The sequence below is a fragment of the Pseudomonas sp. BJa5 genome, assembly GCF_030272875.2.
In the GTDB taxonomy this organism is placed as follows: domain Bacteria; phylum Pseudomonadota; class Gammaproteobacteria; order Pseudomonadales; family Pseudomonadaceae; genus Aquipseudomonas.
Genome location: NZ_JALRNG020000005.1, coordinates 67,431 through 85,092 on the forward strand (window position 1 = coordinate 67,431; position 17,662 = coordinate 85,092).

At 64.0% G+C, this 17,662-nt stretch carries 17 protein-coding genes; 10 read left to right on the plus strand and 7 right to left on the minus strand.

What is annotated here, in order from left to right; genetic code table 11:
• Positions 1-81: 81 nt before the first annotated feature.
• The 4 genes from M2D63_RS04250 to M2D63_RS04265 all read left to right on the plus strand — a co-directional run bounded on the left by M2D63_RS04250 (position 82) and on the right by M2D63_RS04265 (position 3,873).
• Positions 82-1,458 carry an L-serine ammonia-lyase gene (locus M2D63_RS04250; RefSeq protein WP_285861559.1) on the plus strand — a complete coding sequence of 459 codons (1,377 nt, stop codon included), beginning with the start codon at positions 82-84 and terminating at the stop codon, positions 1,456-1,458.
• Between the two features lie 29 nt (positions 1,459-1,487).
• Positions 1,488-2,612: a glycine cleavage system aminomethyltransferase GcvT gene (gcvT, locus tag M2D63_RS04255; RefSeq protein WP_285861561.1), complete on the plus strand. Its 1,125-nt coding sequence runs from the start codon at positions 1,488-1,490 to the stop codon at positions 2,610-2,612.
• A 349-nt stretch (positions 2,613-2,961) separates the two neighbouring features.
• Entirely contained in the window at positions 2,962-3,174 is a 213-nt protein-coding gene (locus tag M2D63_RS04260; RefSeq protein ID WP_285861563.1) for a cold-shock protein, read from the plus strand.
• 204 nt (positions 3,175-3,378) lie between these two features.
• Positions 3,379-3,873: an RDD family protein gene (locus M2D63_RS04265; protein ID WP_285861564.1), complete on the plus strand. Its 495-nt coding sequence runs from the start codon at positions 3,379-3,381 to the stop codon at positions 3,871-3,873.
• A gap of 149 nt (positions 3,874-4,022) precedes the next feature.
• Here the strand turns inward: M2D63_RS04265 and lptG are convergent, their stop codons facing one another.
• The gene (gene lptG, locus M2D63_RS04270) at positions 4,023-5,084 is read right to left on the minus strand and encodes an LPS export ABC transporter permease LptG (RefSeq protein ID WP_285861565.1); all 1,062 of its coding nucleotides are present in this window, start codon (positions 5,082-5,084) and stop codon (positions 4,023-4,025) included.
• Positions 5,077-6,192 carry an LPS export ABC transporter permease LptF gene (gene lptF, locus M2D63_RS04275; RefSeq protein ID WP_285861566.1) on the minus strand — a complete coding sequence of 372 codons (1,116 nt, stop codon included), beginning with the start codon at positions 6,190-6,192 and terminating at the stop codon, positions 5,077-5,079. Before lptF ends, lptG begins: the two co-directional genes overlap by 8 nt.
• A 278-nt stretch (positions 6,193-6,470) precedes the next feature.
• On the opposite strand from lptF, the gene M2D63_RS04280 reads away from it, so the two are divergent.
• From M2D63_RS04280 to rlmF, 5 genes are all read left to right on the plus strand, one after another.
• The gene (locus M2D63_RS04280) at positions 6,471-7,964 is read left to right on the plus strand and encodes a leucyl aminopeptidase (protein WP_285861568.1); all 1,494 of its coding nucleotides are present in this window, start codon (positions 6,471-6,473) and stop codon (positions 7,962-7,964) included.
• Between the two features lie 51 nt (positions 7,965-8,015).
• Positions 8,016-8,444: a DNA polymerase III subunit chi gene (locus tag M2D63_RS04285; RefSeq protein ID WP_285861569.1), complete on the plus strand. Its 429-nt coding sequence runs from the start codon at positions 8,016-8,018 to the stop codon at positions 8,442-8,444.
• A gap of 5 nt (positions 8,445-8,449) precedes the next feature.
• On the plus strand, positions 8,450-8,812 hold the full coding sequence (locus M2D63_RS04290) for a DNA polymerase III subunit chi (RefSeq protein WP_285861570.1): 363 nt from the start codon (positions 8,450-8,452) through the stop codon (positions 8,810-8,812).
• 153 nt (positions 8,813-8,965) lie between these two features.
• On the plus strand, positions 8,966-11,812 hold the full coding sequence (locus M2D63_RS04295; RefSeq protein WP_285861571.1) for a valine--tRNA ligase: 2,847 nt from the start codon (positions 8,966-8,968) through the stop codon (positions 11,810-11,812).
• A 93-nt stretch (positions 11,813-11,905) separates the two neighbouring features.
• Positions 11,906-12,859, plus strand: coding sequence for a 23S rRNA (adenine(1618)-N(6))-methyltransferase RlmF (gene rlmF / locus M2D63_RS04300; protein ID WP_285861667.1), 954 nt, complete (start codon positions 11,906-11,908; stop codon positions 12,857-12,859).
• 128 nt (positions 12,860-12,987) lie between these two features.
• Here the strand turns inward: rlmF and M2D63_RS04305 are convergent, their stop codons facing one another.
• Positions 12,988-13,269, minus strand: coding sequence for an HU family DNA-binding protein (locus M2D63_RS04305; RefSeq protein ID WP_009398256.1), 282 nt, complete (start codon positions 13,267-13,269; stop codon positions 12,988-12,990).
• Between the two features lie 408 nt (positions 13,270-13,677).
• On the opposite strand from M2D63_RS04305, the gene yejK reads away from it, so the two are divergent.
• On the plus strand, positions 13,678-14,685 hold the full coding sequence (gene yejK, locus M2D63_RS04310) for a nucleoid-associated protein YejK (RefSeq protein ID WP_285861572.1): 1,008 nt from the start codon (positions 13,678-13,680) through the stop codon (positions 14,683-14,685).
• Here yejK and M2D63_RS04315 read toward each other — a convergent pair.
• The 4 genes from M2D63_RS04315 to M2D63_RS04330 form a co-directional block, all read right to left on the minus strand.
• The gene (locus M2D63_RS04315) at positions 14,633-14,965 is read right to left on the minus strand and encodes a GIY-YIG nuclease family protein (protein ID WP_285861573.1); all 333 of its coding nucleotides are present in this window, start codon (positions 14,963-14,965) and stop codon (positions 14,633-14,635) included. The two genes, yejK and M2D63_RS04315, sit on opposite strands and share 53 nt — an antisense overlap.
• Positions 14,966-15,004: 39 nt before the next feature.
• The gene (locus M2D63_RS04320) at positions 15,005-15,475 is read right to left on the minus strand and encodes a nuclear transport factor 2 family protein (RefSeq protein WP_285861574.1); all 471 of its coding nucleotides are present in this window, start codon (positions 15,473-15,475) and stop codon (positions 15,005-15,007) included.
• A 166-nt stretch (positions 15,476-15,641) separates the two neighbouring features.
• Entirely contained in the window at positions 15,642-16,925 is a 1,284-nt protein-coding gene (locus M2D63_RS04325; protein ID WP_285861575.1) for an MFS transporter, read from the minus strand.
• A 15-nt stretch (positions 16,926-16,940) separates the two neighbouring features.
• Entirely contained in the window at positions 16,941-17,591 is a 651-nt protein-coding gene (locus M2D63_RS04330; RefSeq protein ID WP_285861576.1) for a FadR/GntR family transcriptional regulator, read from the minus strand.
• Between the last annotated feature and the right edge of the window lie 71 nt (positions 17,592-17,662).

The window sequence follows — 17,662 nt, forward strand, 5'->3', positions numbered from 1 at the left end:
CCCAATCGCGGGTCAAGCCCGCTCCTACAGTAGGAGCGGGCTTGACCCGCGATGCTCCTGACCATCAACGAGGGTACGACCATGTCACTTAGCGTCTTCGACCTGTTCAAGATCGGCATCGGTCCCTCCAGTTCCCATACCGTGGGCCCGATGCGCGCTGCCGCGCGCTTCGCCGAAGGCCTGCGGCGCGATGGCCTGCTGGCCGCCACGGTCAGCGTCAAGGCCGAGCTCTACGGTTCGCTCGGCGCCACCGGCAAAGGGCACGGCAGCGACAAGGCCGTGCTCCTGGGCCTTGAAGGCGAGCAGCCCGACACCGTCGACACCGACAGCATTCCCGCCCGCCTGCAGGCGATCCGCAGCAGCGGTCGACTGAACCTGCTGGGCGAGCACAACATCCACTTCGTCGAAAAACAGCACCTGGCGATGATCCGCAAGCCGCTGGACTATCACCCCAACGGCATGATCTTTCGCGCCTTCGACGCCGCCGGCCTGCAGATCCGCAGCCGCGAGTACTACTCGGTGGGCGGCGGGTTCGTGGTCGATGAAGAGGCGGCCGGCAAGGACCGGATCGTCGAGGACAGCACCGTGCTGCCCTTCCCGTTCAAGACCGCCAGGGACCTGCTCGGCCATTGCGCCGCACAGAACCTGTCGATCAGCCAGGTGATGCTGGCCAACGAAGCGGCCTGGCGCCCGGAAAGCGAAACCCGAAGCGGTCTGTTGCGCATCTGGCAAGTGATGCAGGACTGCGTCGCCGCCGGCTGTCGCAACGAAGGCATCCTGCCTGGCGGCCTCAAGGTCAAGCGCCGGGCCGCGGCGCTGTACCGGCAACTGTGCAGCAATCCGGAGGCCAGCCTGCGTGACTCGCTGTCGGTGCTGGACTGGGTCAACCTCTATGCCCTGGCCGTCAACGAAGAGAACGCCTTCGGTGGCCGGGTGGTCACCGCCCCCACCAATGGCGCCGCCGGCATCGTCCCGGCCGTGCTGCACTACTACATGCGCTTCATCCCCGGTGCCAACGAAGATGGCGTGGTGCGCTTCCTGCTCACTGCCGCCGCCATCGGCATTCTCTACAAGGAGAACGCCTCGATCTCCGGCGCCGAGGTCGGTTGCCAGGGCGAGGTCGGCGTGGCCTGTTCCATGGCGGCCGGGGCCCTGTGCGAAGTGATGGGCGGCACGGTGCACCAGGTCGAGAACGCCGCCGAAATCGGCATGGAACACAACCTGGGCCTGACCTGCGATCCGATCGGCGGACTGGTCCAGGTGCCTTGCATCGAGCGCAACGCCATGGGCTCGGTGAAGGCCATCAATGCGGTGCGCATGGCCTTGCGCGGCGACGGGCAGCACTTCGTCTCCCTCGACAAGGTAATCCGCACCATGCGCCAGACCGGCGCCGACATGAAAAGCAAATACAAGGAGACCGCCCGCGGCGGTCTGGCCGTCAACATCATCGAATGCTGACACCCTCTACCAGCACCAAGGAGTCATCAATGTCCACCGATACACTGCACAAGACCCCGCTGCACGCCCTGCACCTGGAACTGGGCGCGCGCATGGTGCCGTTCGCCGGCTACGACATGCCGGTCCAGTACCCGCTGGGCGTGATGAAAGAACACCTGCACACCCGCGAACAGGCCGGCCTGTTCGACGTCTCGCACATGGGCCAGATCCGTCTGCGCGGTGCCAATGCCGCCAAGGCCCTGGAAACCCTGGTACCGGTCGACATCATCGACCTGCCGGTGGGCATGCAGCGCTATGCCATGTTCACCAACGAACAGGGCGGCATCCTCGACGACCTGATGGTCGCCAACCTGGGCAACGACGAACTGTTCCTGGTGGTCAACGCCGCCTGCAAGGACCAGGACCTGGCCCACCTGCGCAAGCACATCGGCAATCAGTGCGAGATCGAGCCGCTGTTCGAAGAGCGCGCCCTGCTGGCCCTGCAAGGCCCGGCGGCGGTCAAGGTACTGGAGCGCCTGGCGCCTGCCGTGGCGAAGATGACCTTCATGCAGTTCCAGCCCGTGCAACTGCTGGGCAACGATTGCTATGTCAGCCGCTCCGGCTACACCGGTGAAGACGGTTACGAAATCTCCGTGCCGGCCGGCCAGGCCGAAGCCCTGGCCCGTCGCCTGCTGGCCGAGCCAGAAGTGGCGGCCATCGGCCTGGGCGCCCGTGATTCCCTGCGCCTGGAAGCCGGCCTGTGCCTGTACGGCCATGACATGAACGCGCAGACCACGCCGATCGAGGCCAGCCTGCTGTGGGCCATTTCCAAGGTGCGTCGGGCCGATGGCGCGCGCGCCGGTGGCTTCCCGGGTGCCGAACAGGTGTTCGCCCAGCAAGGCAACGGCGTAGCGCGCAAGCGTGTCGGCCTGCTGCCCCAGGAGCGCACCCCGGTTCGTGAAGACGCGGAAATCGTCGACGAAGCCGGCACCATTATCGGCAAAGTCTGCAGCGGCGGCTTCGGTCCGACCCTGGGCGGCCCGGTGGCGATGGGTTACCTCGATAGCGCCCATACCGCACTCGACACCCCTGTCTGGGCCATCGTGCGCGGCAAGCGCGTAGCAATGAAAGTCAGCAAGATGCCATTCGTTGCACAGCGCTACTATCGCGGCTGAATCGTTAGTTGAAACAGAGTGTCATGGCGCGTTCGGATTTTCGAATTCGAACGCGTTTTATAACTTTCGAAAAGCATCGCGACACGGTCTGGAATGAGCCGGAAAAAATCGACCGAACGGGCACCAAAAGGTAGAGCGGCAGCGGCTTTGAGGGCTTGTTTTTGCCGACAGAGTTAGCGTAGAGTCACTGCACTGTGTTTGCATGGGTCGCTATGGTTCGTGACCTGGGCAGTAGCGCTGAGAGTTGCTACAACCCGTTCGACGTCTCTTACTTTCCTGCAACCCAGCCCAGTACTCTTTCATTTGGAAGAAGCTGTTACTAATTCTAAGTTTCAAAGGAAATAAGACAATGTCCCAACGTCAGAGCGGTACCGTCAAGTGGTTTAACGACGAGAAAGGTTTTGGTTTCATCACTCCAGAAAGCGGTCCGGATCTGTTCGTACACTTCCGCGCTATTCAGGGCAGCGGCTTCAAGAGCCTGAAAGAAGGCCAGAAAGTCACCTTCATCGCCGTGCAGGGCCAGAAAGGCATGCAGGCTGACGAAGTTATCGCGGAAGCCTGATTCCCGATATAAAAAGCCCCTGCTGGCAACAGCAGGGGCTTTTTTGTGCGCGCTCGGTGGGAACTCCTGTCTCTGTGGGAGCCGGCATCGCCGGCGATAGGCTTTGCCCCGCGATGACAGCCTGAAAGACAAACCCTGTCGCAGGGCAACGATGCGCACGCGTAATTTCGTAGAATGGCTGTTTTGCCCAAGGAGGGCCCGTGTATGCCCAAGCCGTTGTTACAGCCCCAGGGCGACTTCCCCGCCGTTGGCCTTGGCCGTCGACTGGCCGCGATGTTCTACGACTTCCTGTTGTGTACGGCGCTGCTGATCGTCACGGCGGGCGTGTACAAGATGATCCAGATGGCGATCATCGGTGAGGCGCGCATGCGCCAACTGACCGAGGCTGGCGCCCTGGATGGCGATCCTTTGTTGTCGACCTTGCTGCTGTTCGCCCTGTTCGGCTTCTTTGCCAAGTTCTGGACCCACGGCGGGCAGACCCTGGGCATGCAGGTCTGGGGCGTTCGCGTACAGAACGCCGATGGCAGTGCGATCAGCCTGTGGCAGGCGCTGCTGCGCTTTATCGTGGCCATTGCCTCCTGGCTGTGCCTGGGGCTGGGTTTTTTCTGGTCGCTGGTCGACAAGCAAAAACGCAGTTGGCACGACATCTACTCGGATAGCCAGCTGGTGCATGTGCCCAAGCGCAAGAAATCTGCTTGACCCTGATCGACTGTAGGAGCGGGCTTGCCCCGCGATTGCAATCCACCCGGCAGATCGGATCGCAGGGCAAGCCCGCTCCTACAGTGCGCAAAAAACAAACACCCACAAAAAAGCCGACCCACAGGTCGGCTTTCTCATGACGACAAGACTCAACCAGCCCGTCGCAACATCCACCACCCGGCCCCGGCACAGATCGCCGCCGGAATCACCACCGCCAGCAACGGCGGGAAGCCGAACACCTGGCTCGATGGCCCGAGCAGGTCCTGGGCGATGCGGAACACGAAGCCCACCAGCACACCGGTGAACACACGCTGCCCCAGGGTCACCGAACGCAGCGGACCGAAGATGAAGGAGATCGCCATCAGCACCAGGGCCGCCGTCACCAACGGCTGCAGCACCTTGGTCCAGAACGCCAGCCAGTAGCGGGCGTTGTTCAGGCCCTGGTCGGACAGGTAGTGGATGTAATCCCACAAACCGGTGATCGACAGCGACTCGGGCGCCAGCACCACGGTGTTGAGCAGTTGCGGGGTGACGGTGACGTCCCAGCGCACGACCGGCTCCTTGACGACCTCGGTGTGATCACCGCGGAAATAGGTGGTGGTCACATCGTTGAGCTGCCAGTGATCTTCCTGGTACTGCGCCCGACGGGCGAAGCTGGAGGTGACCAGGTGGCGCTCGTTGTCGAAGCGATAACGGGTGACGCCGTACAGCAGGCCGTTGGGCTGTACCGAGTTGATGTGCACGAACTCGTCGCCCTGGCGGTGCCACATACCGCGCTTGGAGCTCTGCGCCTCACCGCTGCCCTGGGCCAGGGAACGGTCGGCCTGGGCCTTGTTCTCGGTCGCCGGGGCCACGTATTCGCCGATCAGGATGCCAACCAGCATCAGCACCAGCATCGGCTTCATCACCGCCCAGACGATACGCCCGATGGACACGCCCGCCGCCCGCATGATGGTCAGTTCGCTGCTGCTGGCCAGGCTGCCCAGGCCGATCAGGCAACCGATCAGGGCGGCCATCGGCAGCATGTCGTACAGCCGCCGCGGTGCGGTCAGCAACACGAAGTTGCCGGCATCCCAGAGGGTGTAGCTGTCGTTGATGTCGCCCATCTCGTCGATGAAGGCGAACAGCGAGGCCAGGCCGAGGATGATCCCGAGCACGGCGATGATGGCCAGCAGGACGCTCTTGCCGATGTAACGGTCGAGCTTAACCATGGGCCACCTCCGCACGGCGAGCGGCACGCTTGAGGCGCAACGGCTCCCAGTACATCAGCCCCAGGCCGATGAGCAGGAACAACCCGTGGACCCACCAGACACCCAGGCCGATCGGCAGCTTGCCTTTCTCCAGGGCGCCACGCACGGCAATCAGCATGGTCAGGTAGGCCATGTACAGAAGGATCGCCGGCAGCAGCTTGAGGAAGCGGCCCTGGCGTGGATTGACCCGCGAAAGCGGCACGGCCAGCAAGGTCACCACGAACACCAGCAGCGGCAACGACAGGCGCCATTGCAGTTCGGCACGCTCGCGCAGGCCATCGTGGCCGATCAGCGCGGAGGTCGGAATGGCTTCGCGGTCGGTGATTTCTTCACTGACCTCAGGCTTGGGCAGCAGCACACCATAGGTGTCGTACTTGATGGCGCGGTAGTCGGCCTGGCCAGGGTTGCCGTCGTAACGGTAGCCGTTTTCCAGGATCAGGTAGCGGTTGCCGTCGGCACCAAGCTCCTGCCGGCCCTTCTCGGCGACCAGCACCGAAGGCGCCCGCTCCTTGGTCTTGTCCTGGGAGAAGCGCTTCTCGGAAATGAACACGCCACCCAGGTTGCCGCGGTCTTCGGACAGCTGCTCGGTGTAGGTGACCCGGGTGCCGTCGCGCAGGGTCTGGAAGCGGCCCGGTACCAGGGTGTCGAACTCGGTCATGGCATCCTGCTGGTTGATGATCTGCGCCACCTGGGTCACCCCCTGCGGCGCCAGGCTCAGGCTCAGCCAGGCGACCAGCAAGGCCACCAGCGCCGCCGGGGCCATGGTCATCGCCAGCAGGCGCTGCTGGCTCATGCCGGTGGCCGAGAGCACGGTCATCTCGCTTTCCAGGTACAGCCGGCCATAGGCCAGCAGAATGCCGAGGAACAGCCCCAGCGGCAGGATCAACTGCAGGAAACCAGGCAGGCGATAACCCATGATCAGGAACAGCACACCCGGATCGAGCACGCCCTGGGCCGCCTGGGCCAGGTATTTGATGAAGCGCCCGCTCATGATGATCACCAGCAGCACGGCGCTGACGGCACTCAAGGTCACCAGGACCTCGCGGGACAGATAACGGAAGACGATCAAACCAGACACTCCTGGGTTGTCAGGCTCGGACAGCCGAACAAGGAATACATATACAGCCAAGATAGTTGTTGGTTCAGCCGAAGCGAACCGGGACAAAAGTTGGCGCATTATCCTGTGATTGGCCGTGCCTGTCACTTGGCGCCGTGCAATGCTTCATGTCGGGGTTGTCAGGGCGGTCCAAGCAGGCTCAAACTGGCAGCTTTATCACCGGCACGCGACCACGCGGCCAGGCGCCTGCACAGGTAGTGCGCCGACACAGATCATTCGGGGATCCTGACATGGAACTGGTTGTAAAAAGCGTAGCCGCTGCCTCCTTGAAAACCGCCACGCTGGTGCTCACGGTCGGCGAAGGTCGCAAACTCGGTGCCACGGCCAAGGCGGTCGATGAAGCCTGCGGCGGCGCGCTGAGCGCCATGCTCAAGCGCGGCGACCTGGCCGGCAAGGTCGGCCAGACCCTGCTGCTGCACAGCCTGCCGAACCTCAAGGCCGAGCGCGTGCTGCTGGTGGGCACCGGCAAGGACAGCGAACTGGGTGACCGCAGCTGGCGCAAGGTGGCGTCCAGCGTGCTGGCCGTGCTCAAGGGCGTCAATGGCAGCGACGCGGTACTGGCCCTGGACGAAGTGACCGTCGCTGGACGCGATGGCTTCTACGGCAAGGCGCGCCTGCTGGCCGAAACCCTGCTCGACGGCGAGTACGTCTTCGACCAGTACAAGAGCCAGAAGGCAGAAGCCCGCGCCCTGAAGAAAATCACCCTGCTGGCCGACAAGGCCGGTGCCGCCGAGGTCGAGCGCGCCGTGAAGCACGCCCGTGCCATCGCCACCGGCATGCGCCTGACCCGTGACCTGGGCAACCTGCCGCCGAACGTGTGCCACCCAAGCTACCTGGCCGAGCAGGCCAAGGACCTGGGCAAGGCCCACAAGGGCCTGAAGGTCGAGGTGCTGGACGAGAAGAAGATCAAGGAACTGGGCATGGGCGCGTTCTACGCCGTTGGCCAGGGCAGCGACCAGCCACCACGCCTGATCGTGATGAACTACCAGGGCGGTAAGAAATCCGAGAAGCCGTTCGTGCTGGTGGGCAAGGGCATCACCTTCGACACCGGTGGCATCAGCCTCAAGCCGGGCGCCGGCATGGATGAAATGAAATTCGACATGGGCGGTGCGGCCAGCGTGTTCGGCACCCTGCGCGCCGTGCTCGAACTGCAACTGCCGATCAACCTGGTGTGCCTGCTGGCCTGCGCCGAGAACATGCCGAGCGGCGGCGCCACCCGTCCGGGCGACATCGTCACCACCATGAGCGGGCAGACCGTCGAGATCCTCAACACCGACGCCGAAGGCCGCCTGGTGCTGTGCGACACCCTGACCTACGCCGAACGCTTCAAGCCCCAGGCGGTGATCGACATCGCCACCCTGACCGGCGCCTGCATCGTCGCCCTGGGCAGCCACACCTCGGGCCTGATGGGCAACAACGACGAACTGGTCGGCCAGTTGCTCGACGCCGGCAAGCGTGCCGACGACCGCGCCTGGCAGTTGCCGCTGTTCGACGAGTACCAGGAGCAGCTCGACAGCCCGTTCGCCGACATCGCCAACATCGGCGGCCCGAAGGCCGGCACCATCACCGCCGGTTGCTTCCTGTCGCGCTTTGCCAAGGCCTATAACTGGGCTCACCTGGACATCGCCGGCACCGCCTGGATCAGCGGTGGCAAGGACAAGGGCGCCACTGGCCGCCCGGTTCCGCTGCTGACCCAGTACCTGCTCGACCGCGCCAACGCCTGAGTGATGGCCGACCGGCTACGCTCCCGGGCGTAGCTGGTCGGCAGGCAGATCATGAGCAAGGTCGATTTCTACATTCTCCCCAGCGACGCCCCCTCGGCGCGCCTGGATTTTGCCTGCAAGCTCTGCGAGAAGGCCTGGCGCCTGGGGCATCGGGTCTACCTGCAGTGCAGCGATGCCGCCCAGCGCGATGAGCTGGATGCACGCCTGTGGGCGTTCAAGGGCGAAGCCTTCGTGCCCCACAGCCCGGCCGAGGACGACCCGAACGCCAGCGTGGCCCTGGGCCTGGGCGATGACGCCGGCAGCCACCAGGACCTGCTGATCAACCTGGACCTCAAGGTGCCAGCATTCGCTTCGCGCTTTGCCCGCATTGCCGAAATTGTGATCGAGGAGCCGACGATCCGTCAGGCTGCCCGAGAGAGTTTCCGTTTCTACCGCGAACAGGGCTATGCTCTGCAGGATCACCGCCTACAGCGACTGTGAAGACGATGGACAAACCCACCCCCCTGCCCCAATCCGCACACCTGCTTGACGACCTCGAGTCGATTCGCCAGCTGCTGGGCGACGAATCCCTTGAACCGCCGCTGTTGACCGACACCGTCGAGGAGCAGATCCCGCTGCTGCTCGAAGAGGCCGAAGCGCCATCGGCCGTTGCCACACCGGCACCGGCCCCGATGGACCCGCAGGCCCGCCGCCAGGAAACCCTGCTGCACCTGGACAGCGAGCTGCGGGCGGCAGCGCAATTGATCATGCAGGACGTGATCAACGACTTCACCCCGCATATCGAGAACGAGATCAAGCGTCGCCTCGATGCCCGTCTCGAACGCTTGCTCAACCAGCTCCCTGAGTGAGTTGAGCGCATCGCGGGGCAAGCCCGCTCCCACCGGAGCGGGCTTGCCCCGCGATGTTTTTGCCTCCTGCCATCACCTCATGCTACGCCCCGGCCCTTATCCTCGTTATACTGCCCGGCTTTCCTGATTAAATGCCTAAGGGTCCCGCCGCGCATGGATAAGACCTACCAGCCGCACGCTATTGAAACCTCCTGGTACAACACCTGGGAGTCCGAGAATTATTTCGCTCCGCAAGGCGCGGGCGATTCCTACACCATCATGATCCCGCCGCCGAACGTCACCGGCAGCCTGCACATGGGTCATGGCTTCAACAACGCGATCATGGATGCCCTGATCCGTTTCCGCCGCATGCAGGGTCGCAACACCCTGTGGCAGCCGGGCACCGACCACGCCGGTATCGCTACCCAGATGCTGGTCGAGCGCCAGCTCGAAGCCAAGGGCCAGAACCGCCACGACCTGGGCCGCGAGAAGTTCCTGGAAAAGGTCTGGGAATGGAAGGATCAGTCCGGTGGCAACATCAGCCGCCAGATCCGTCGCCTGGGTTCGTCGGTCGACTGGAGCCGCGAGCGTTTCACCATGGATGACGGCCTGTCCGAGGCGGTCAAGGAAGCCTTCGTGCGCCTGCACGAGGATGGCCTGATCTACCGCGGCAAGCGCCTGGTCAACTGGGACACCAAGCTGCACACGGCGATCTCCGACCTCGAAGTGGAAAACCACGACGAGAAAGGCCACCTGTGGAACCTGCGCTACCCGCTGGCTGACGGCGCGAAAACCGCCGATGGCAAGGACTACCTGATCGTCGCCACCACCCGTCCGGAAACCATGCTCGGCGACGCCGCCGTTGCCGTGAACCCCGAAGACGAGCGCTACAAGGCCCTGATCGGCAAGTTCGTCGAGCTGCCACTGGTGGGCCGTCGCATCCCGATCATCGCCGACGACTACTGCGACCCCGAGTTCGGTACCGGCTGCGTGAAGATCACCCCGGCCCACGACTTCAACGACTATGAAGTCGGCAAGCGCCACAACCTGCCGCTGCTCAACATCTTCGACAAGAACGCCTTCGTCCTGCCGGCCGCCCAGGTGTTCAACCTCGACGGCAGTGTCAACGAAAGCATCGACGCCACCCTGCCCGCCGACTACGCCGGCCTGGACCGTTTCGTGGCGCGCAAGCAGATCGTCGCCGACTTCGACGCCGCGGGCCTGTTGGTCAGCGTCGACGACCACGCCCTGAAAGTGCCGAAGGGCGACCGCTCCGGCACCGTCATCGAGCCGTGGCTGACCGACCAGTGGTACGTCTCCACCAAGCCGCTGGCCGAGCCTGCGATTGCCGCCGTTGAAGACGGCCGCATCCAGTTCGTGCCCAAGCAGTACGAGAACATGTACTTCTCCTGGATGCGCGATATCCAGGACTGGTGCATCAGCCGCCAACTGTGGTGGGGCCACCGCATTCCGGCCTGGTACGACGAGGCCGGCAAGGTCTACGTCGGTCGCAACGAAGAAGAAGTGCGGACCAAGCACAAACTCGCTGCCGATGTGGTCCTGACCCAGGACAACGACGTACTCGACACCTGGTTCAGCTCGGGCCTGTGGACCTTCTCGACCCTGGGCTGGCCGCAGCAGACCGAATTCCTCAAGACCTTCCACTCCACCGACGTGCTGGTCACCGGTTTCGACATCATTTTCTTCTGGGTCGCCCGGATGATCATGCTGACCATGCACCTGGTGAAGAACGAGGACGGCACCCCCCAGGTTCCGTTCAAGACCGTCTACGTGCACGGCCTGGTCCGCGACGGCCAGGGCCAGAAGATGTCCAAGTCCAAGGGCAACGTCCTTGACCCGCTGGATATCGTCGACGGCATCACCCTGGACGAACTGCTGGAAAAACGCACCAGCGGCCTGATGCAGCCCAAGCTTGCCGAGAAGATCGCCAAGCAGACCAAGGCCGAGTTCCCTGAAGGCATCGCCAGCTACGGCACCGACGCCCTGCGCTTTACCTTCTGCTCGCTGGCCTCCACCGGCCGTGACATCAAGTTCGACATGGGCCGCGTCGAAGGCTACCGCAACTTCTGCAACAAGATCTGGAACGCCGCGCGCTACGTGCTGGACAAGGGCGACGACTGCGGCCAGAACGGCGAAGCCTACGAGCTGTCGCTGGCCGACCGCTGGATCATTTCCCAGCTGCAGCGCACCGAAGCCGAAGTGACCCGCCAGCTGGAGCAGTTCCGCTTCGACCTGGCCGCCCAGGCGCTGTATGAGTTCATCTGGAACCAGTACTGCGACTGGTACCTGGAGCTGTCCAAGCCGGTACTGTGGGACGAGAACGCCCCGGTCGAGCGTGCTCGCGGCACCCGTCGCACCCTGGTGCGCGTGCTGGAAGTGGCACTGCGCCTGGCCCATCCGTTCATGCCGTTCATCACCGAGGAAATCTGGCAGCGCCTGGCGCCGCTGGTCGGTGCCGAGGGCAAGACCATCATGCTGCAGCCATGGCCGGTGGCCGTTGAGGCCCGCATCGATGCCGCTGCCGAAGGCGATATCGAGTGGCTCAAGGAGCTGATGCTCGGCGTGCGCAACATCCGTGGCGAAATGAACATCGGCCCGGGCAAGCCACTGCAACTGTTCCTCAAGAACGCCAGCGCCGAAGACCAGCGTCGCCTGCAGGAAAACGAAGCGCTGCTCAAGAAGCTGGCGAAGATCGAATCCTTCACCGTGCTGGGCGAGCAGGACGAAGCGCCGCTGAGCGCCACCGCCCTGGTCGGCGATCTGCAAGTGCTGGTGCCGATGGCCGGCCTGATCGACAAGGACGCTGAACTGGCGCGCCTGAACAAGGAAATCCAGCGCCTGCAAGGCGAAGTCCAGCGCGTGGGCGGCAAGCTGTCCAACGCCGCCTTCGTCGACAAGGCACCGCCTGCGGTGATCGACAAGGAGCGCGCCAAGCTGGCCGAAGCCGAACAGGCCCTGGCCAACTTCACCGAGCAGCACGCGCGGATTGCTGCGCTGTAACACTCGCTGATTTCAGCGGCGCCATCGCGGGTCAAGCCCGCTCCCACAGTGGGAGCGGGCTTGACCCGCGATGCGTTCTACCGGACCAAACCGATGACCACGCCCAGCAAACCGACCCTGCACCCGCGCAACCGCCATCAGGGCCGCTACAACTTCCCCGAGCTGATCAAGAGCAGCCCTGAACTGGGCCAGTTCACGATCACCAACCCCCACGGCAAACCCAGCATCGACTTCGCCAACCCCGAGGCCGTGCGGGTGTTCAACCGTGCCCTGCTCAAGGCCCAGTACGGCATCCAGCACTGGGACATCCCCGCCGACTACCTGTGCCCGCCGATTCCCGGGCGCGCCGACTACATCCACGTGCTGGCTGACCTGCTGGCCGACGAGAACCAGGGCGAAATCCCCCGGGGTGCCCAGGTGCGTGCACTGGACATCGGCGTGGGTGCCAACTGCATCTACCCGCTGCTGGGCCACAGCGATTACCGCTGGCGCTTCCTGGGCTCGGACATCGACCCCATTGCCCTGGCCGCGGCCAAGGCCATCGTCCAGGCCAATGGCCTTGAGAAGGCCATCAGCCTGCGCCAGCAAGGCAACCGCAAGCACATCCTGCTCGGCCTGCTCAAGGACGACGAGCGCTATGACCTGACCCTGTGCAACCCGCCCTTCCACGCCTCACGGGACGAGGCCACGCGCGGCAGCCAGCGCAAATGGCGGGCCCTGGGCAAGGCCGATCCCAAGCGCAAGTTGCCGGTGCTGAACTTTGGCGGGCAGAACAACGAACTGTGGTGCGAGGGCGGCGAAATCCGTTTCGTCACCCAATTGGTGGCCGAGAGCGCAGCGCACGGCCAACAGGTGCTGTGGTTCACCTCACTGGTATCCAAGGCGTCCAATCTGCCGGGCATCGAGGCGGCGCTGAAGAAGGCCGGTGCCATCGAATGGCGCGTGGTCGAGATGGGCCAGGGGCAGAAACAGAGTCGCATGGTGGCCTGGACCTTCCAGGATGCGCAGGCGCGCAAGGCCTGGCGCCAACAGCGCTGGAAACTGTAGGAGCGGGCTTGCCCCGCGATACGGTGTGACTGACACGGCGCAATCGCGGGGCAAGCCCGCTCCCACAGGGGCATAAAAAAACCGCGTCAGGCTCACACCGGACGCGGTTTTTTCGAAGCTGCTTACAATTACTTGTTTACAGCGTCGGTCAGCACTTTGGCTGGCACGAATTTGACGACTTTCTTGGCAGCGATTTCGATGGCAGCGCCAGTCGAAGGGTTGCGGCCGGTACGGGCAGGACGCTCGGTGATTTTCAGTTTGCCAATGCCTGGCAGGGTGATTTCGCTGCCATTTTCCAGTTGATCAGCAACGATCTGACCCAGTTGCTCCAGGGCGTTACGCGCGGTGGTTTTCGGCGCGTCGATAGCTTCGGCGATATCGGCGATCAGTTGGTCTTTGGTCAATGCCATGGTGGTGTTCCTTCCCTATCAAATTCAGTGAGTATGCAGAGTGCTACGTCAGTCATCGAGCCAGACCTGCGGGGTGCCCGGCGGTCCGGTGTTACAACCATGTCAATCGCGTATGTAGATACGCAAAACGGCGTTTGGTTCGACGTGACGCGAGCGGTCTGCCAGCAATGCGCCGCACTCGGGGCGCAAGACCGGGCAAAACTACCACACGAATAGATAAATATCCGCCTCCGACAGGGCAAATGTGCAGGTTTTTCGGGGGTTTGCGCGAAAAAACGCAAAAAACTGAACAAAAAACGAACAACTGACATATCCGCCAACATCTGGCCGCTGAATCACCCTTGGCCTGAGGTACACTTGGCCCCTTTGCAACGCGGCCAGCACCGCCCATTTTCAACCGAGAATCCCATGCCGATCCGTCATTGCATCGTCCACCTGATCGACAAGAAACCCGATGGCAGCCCTGCCGTGCTGCACGCGCGTGACTCCGAACTTGCCGAGTCCGGCGCCATCGAAAACCTCCTGGCCGACCTCAACGACAGCTACAACGCCAAGCAAGGCAAGGCCTGGGGTTTCTTCCATGCCGAATCCGGTGCCCATCCGTTCAGCGGCTGGCTCAAGGAATACCTGGACGAAGGCAGCACCTTCACCGCCTTCAGCCGGGTCGCCGTCGAGCACCTGCAAAAGCTGATGGAAGAATCCAACCTGTCGACCGGTGGCCACGTCCTGTTCGCCCACTACCAGCAAGGCATGACCGAGTACCTGGTCATCGCCCTGCTGCACCACAGTGAAGGCGTGGCGGTGAACGCCGACCTGGACGTCACCCCGTCCCGCCACCTGGACCTGGGCCAGCTGCACCTGGCCGCGCGGATCAACCTCTCCGAGTGGCAGAACAACAAGACCTCGCGCCAGTACATCTCGTTCATCAAGGGCAAGAATGGCAAGAAGGTCTCGGAGTACTTCCGCGACTTCATCGGCTGCCAGGAAGGCGTCGACGGCCCGGGGGAAACCCGCACCCTGCTCAAGGCCTTCAGCGACTTCGTCGAAAGCGAGGACCTGCCCGAAGAAGCCGCCCGGGAGAAAACCCAGACCCTGGTCGACTACGCCACCAGCCAGACCAAGGCCGGCGAGCCAGTGACCCTGGAAGAGCTCTCGGGCCTGATCGACGAAGACCGTCCGAAGGCTTTCTACGATCACATCCGTAACAAGGACTACGGCCTGTCGCCGGAAATCCCCGCCGACAAACGCACCCTCAACCAGTTCCGCCGCTTCACCGGTCGCGCCGAGGGCCTGTCGATCAGTTTCGAAGCCCACCTGCTGGGCTCCAAGGTCGAGTACGACGAAGAAGCTGGCACCCTGATCATCAAGGGCCTGCCGACCCAGCTGACCGATCAGTTGAAGCGTCGCAAGGACTGATCCCGGCCCAGGAGGCCACCAGGGCCTCCTTGGCGCGCTTGCGCAATTTCTTCACCAGCCGCTCTTGGCGCAAGGCCTCGGCCTTGCTCGGCCAGGACTCGACATACACCAGGGCGACCGCCGGGCTGGTACTGAAGTAACGCGCGCCCTGCCCCTTCTGGTGAGCCAGGAAGCGCCGCTGCGGGTTATCGCTGATACCGCAATAGAGCGAGCCATTGGCGGCACGCACCAGGTAGACATACCAGGGCTTGGCAGGTGTATCGGCAGAGGCTTGGGTCACAGTGCGGGCTTATGAGGGCAAAGCCCACAGCTTACCCGTTCAGCGCCCGGCCTGAAACGCGCGCAGCCCCTTGAGCGCCTGCTGGCGAACCTTGCCCTGCACCAGCGGCGTCCAACCCAGCAACAAGCCGCTGGTGCCCAGGGCCTGACGTGCCCAGCGCCACAGGTCGAAGCTATCGTGGTGCTCGCAGATCCTGCCATCGCGAATGACAAAACGGGCCTGGATGTCGTTGATCACGACTCGGCCGGTCTGGCTGAACAGGTAGGTGGCGACCCAATGGGCGGCGCCGGCGTGCTCGTCGGCACGCACCTGGTCGAAGGTCAGGGAAAAGTCCTTGGCGCGGCGGGTGAGCATACGCCACATGTCGCCGGCGTCCTGGCCACGCAAGGTGCCGAAGGCCGGATCACTGAAAACGATGTCAGCGCTGTAGCAGGCGACCATCGCCTCGGCGTCGAGGCGCTGGAAGGCCTGGTAGAAGCGAGTGATCAGGGCGCTGTTGGCGTCGCTCATGGGGCGGGTCCGTTGCCGATGGATAGACCCGAACGATAGTCCGCCTCAGTGGCAAAAAGCTACGGGCATTTGCCTGGCGAATACCTGCTTAATCCTCTCCTGGCTCCTACAAGCACCAGGAGTCCCTGTGGGAGCCGGCATAGCCGGCGATGGCCATCACACCCAATCAGACCCGTTCGCTGACCACCTGCACATGCAGGTTACGCCCGGCCTTGAGACCAAAACCTATCGCCCCCACGCCCAGCACCGCGAAAATCCAGCCCACGGCATTCCAGCCACCGGTCAGGTCGTGTACCAGACCGACCGCGAACGGCCCCATGGACGCCAGGGTGTAACCCACGCCCTGGGCCATGCTCGACAGGTTGGCCGCCACGTGGGCGTCCCCGGAGCGCAGCACGATCAGCGTCAGCGCCAGGGCGAAGGTACCGCCCTGCCCCAGGCCCAGGACGATCGCCCAGCCCCACAAGCCTTCCAGCGGCGCATACAGGCAGCCAAACAGACCGGCCAGGGCCAGCAGCATGACCAGCACGATCGCCAGGCGCTGATCCTTGCCGCGCGTGGCCAGCCAGGGCGCCGCCAGGGAGCTGGCCAGTTGCACGATCACCGAACCGGACAGCACCAGGCCCGCCTGGGTCGGGGTCAGGCCGCGGCCGATCAGGATCGACGGCAGCCAGCCGAAGACGATGTAAGCCAGTGACGACTGCAACCCCATGTACAGGGTGACCTGCCAGGCCAGCGGGTCGCGCAACAGGCCACGCACCCGATAGGCGACATGGTGCGCGCCATGGCCCTGGCGCGCCTGGGGCAGCCAGACCAGCACCGCCAGCAGCGCCGGCACCAGCCAGAAGCCCAGGCCCAGCGACCAGCTGTCGCCCAGGTGCTGGCTCAGGGGCACCGTGGCCCCGGCCGCCATGGCCGCACCCAGGCACAGGGCCATGGTGTAGACCCCGGTGAGCGTGCCGGCATGCTGGGGGAAATCGCGCTTGACGATACCCGGCAACAGCACGCCGATCACCCCGATACTGGCCCCGGCCATGATGCTGCCGACGAACAGGCCGGTGGCGCCGAAGGCACTGCGCACGGCAATGCCGGCCGCCAGGGTCAGCAGGATGCCGAGGATTACCCGCTCGCTGCCGAAACGTCGCGCCAGCACCGGCGCCAGGGGCGCGAACAGGCCCAGGCAGAGCACCGGCAAGGTGGTCAGCAGGCCGGCCTGGGACGCACTCAGGCCAAGGCTCTCGGACACCTGGCTGAGCAGCGGCGCCATGCTCGACAACGCTGGACGCAGGTTCAGTGCCACCAGCACCAGACCGAGCAACAGCAACCAGGGCCGCTGCAGCAGCACGGGCTGCGTCTGCACCTGCTCGTCGTCGGCTTCGGCATCGATCAGCAGTTCTTCAAGCTCGGTCCCCTGGGCCGGGGCAGCATTCGGGGTAGTGTCACGGGCCATGGCAGTCTCGCAAGGTCAGGATTCGTTGATCAGGGTCCGGCTCAGGGCCTTGGCCTTGTCCGGATCGCGTTGTTCGATGGCGTCGAGAATCTGCCCGTGCAGGTCGAAGACCGACTGGCAACGCGGTGCGTGGGACAGGTTGTGGTGCAAGGTAGCCGCCACCACTCCGGAAAAGTACCGGTACAGCTCGCTCAGGGCCGGGTTGTGTGCGGCATCCACCAGTCGCTGGTGAAACACCAGGTCGCAACTGATGTAACGCTCCAGGTCATCGTGAAAATGCGCGCTGCTGTGCGCGAGCGCTTCACGCAGGGCCCGCAGGTCGTCGTCGGTGCGGCGCAGCGCTGCCAGGCCGATGGCTTCGGCTTCGAGAATGTGCCGGGTTTCCCGGGCCTGCTCCGGGCTGCAGCGCGACAGTGCCTGCATCGCCTGCAATGGGTCGACCGCCGTGCGCAGGTAGCTGCCGTCGCCCTGGCGGACTTCGACCAGGCCGCTGAAGGCCAGCACCCGCATGGCCTCGCGCACGGTGTTGCGGCTGATGCCCAGTTCCGCGGCCAGTTCAGGCTCAGTGGGCAGGCGCTGGCCGACGGCCCAGGCGCCGGTGGCGATGCGTTGGCGCAGTTGATCGACGGCTTGTTCGACCAGGGAGCGTTTGATGAGTACGGTCATGACATCCAATCATCGGATGAATTTGAAGAGGCTTAGATTAACGTTTTGCATCGTGTGAAAGCAATCGCGGG

Excerpts from the sequence above, each read along its gene's own strand:
- gcvT (WP_285861561.1), top strand. The coding sequence starts at position 1,488 with ATGTCCACCGATACACTGCACAAGACCCCGCTGCACGCCCTGCACCTG.
- M2D63_RS04325 (WP_285861575.1), bottom strand. The coding sequence starts at position 16,925 with ATGGCCCGTGACACTACCCCGAATGCTGCCCCGGCCCAGGGGACCGAG.
- rlmF (WP_285861667.1), top strand. The coding sequence starts at position 11,906 with ATGACCACGCCCAGCAAACCGACCCTGCACCCGCGCAACCGCCATCAG.
- M2D63_RS04330 (WP_285861576.1), bottom strand. The coding sequence starts at position 17,591 with ATGACCGTACTCATCAAACGCTCCCTGGTCGAACAAGCCGTCGATCAA.
- M2D63_RS04285 (WP_285861569.1), top strand. The coding sequence starts at position 8,016 with ATGAGCAAGGTCGATTTCTACATTCTCCCCAGCGACGCCCCCTCGGCG.
- lptG (WP_285861565.1), bottom strand. The coding sequence starts at position 5,084 with ATGGTTAAGCTCGACCGTTACATCGGCAAGAGCGTCCTGCTGGCCATC.
- M2D63_RS04265 (WP_285861564.1), top strand. The coding sequence starts at position 3,379 with ATGCCCAAGCCGTTGTTACAGCCCCAGGGCGACTTCCCCGCCGTTGGC.
- M2D63_RS04250 (WP_285861559.1), top strand. The coding sequence starts at position 82 with ATGTCACTTAGCGTCTTCGACCTGTTCAAGATCGGCATCGGTCCCTCC.
- M2D63_RS04320 (WP_285861574.1), bottom strand. The coding sequence starts at position 15,475 with ATGAGCGACGCCAACAGCGCCCTGATCACTCGCTTCTACCAGGCCTTC.
- M2D63_RS04290 (WP_285861570.1), top strand. The coding sequence starts at position 8,450 with ATGGACAAACCCACCCCCCTGCCCCAATCCGCACACCTGCTTGACGAC.
- M2D63_RS04260 (WP_285861563.1), top strand. The coding sequence starts at position 2,962 with ATGTCCCAACGTCAGAGCGGTACCGTCAAGTGGTTTAACGACGAGAAA.
- M2D63_RS04280 (WP_285861568.1), top strand. The coding sequence starts at position 6,471 with ATGGAACTGGTTGTAAAAAGCGTAGCCGCTGCCTCCTTGAAAACCGCC.
- M2D63_RS04305 (WP_009398256.1), bottom strand. The coding sequence starts at position 13,269 with ATGGCATTGACCAAAGACCAACTGATCGCCGATATCGCCGAAGCTATC.
- M2D63_RS04295 (WP_285861571.1), top strand. The coding sequence starts at position 8,966 with ATGGATAAGACCTACCAGCCGCACGCTATTGAAACCTCCTGGTACAAC.
- yejK (WP_285861572.1), top strand. The coding sequence starts at position 13,678 with ATGCCGATCCGTCATTGCATCGTCCACCTGATCGACAAGAAACCCGAT.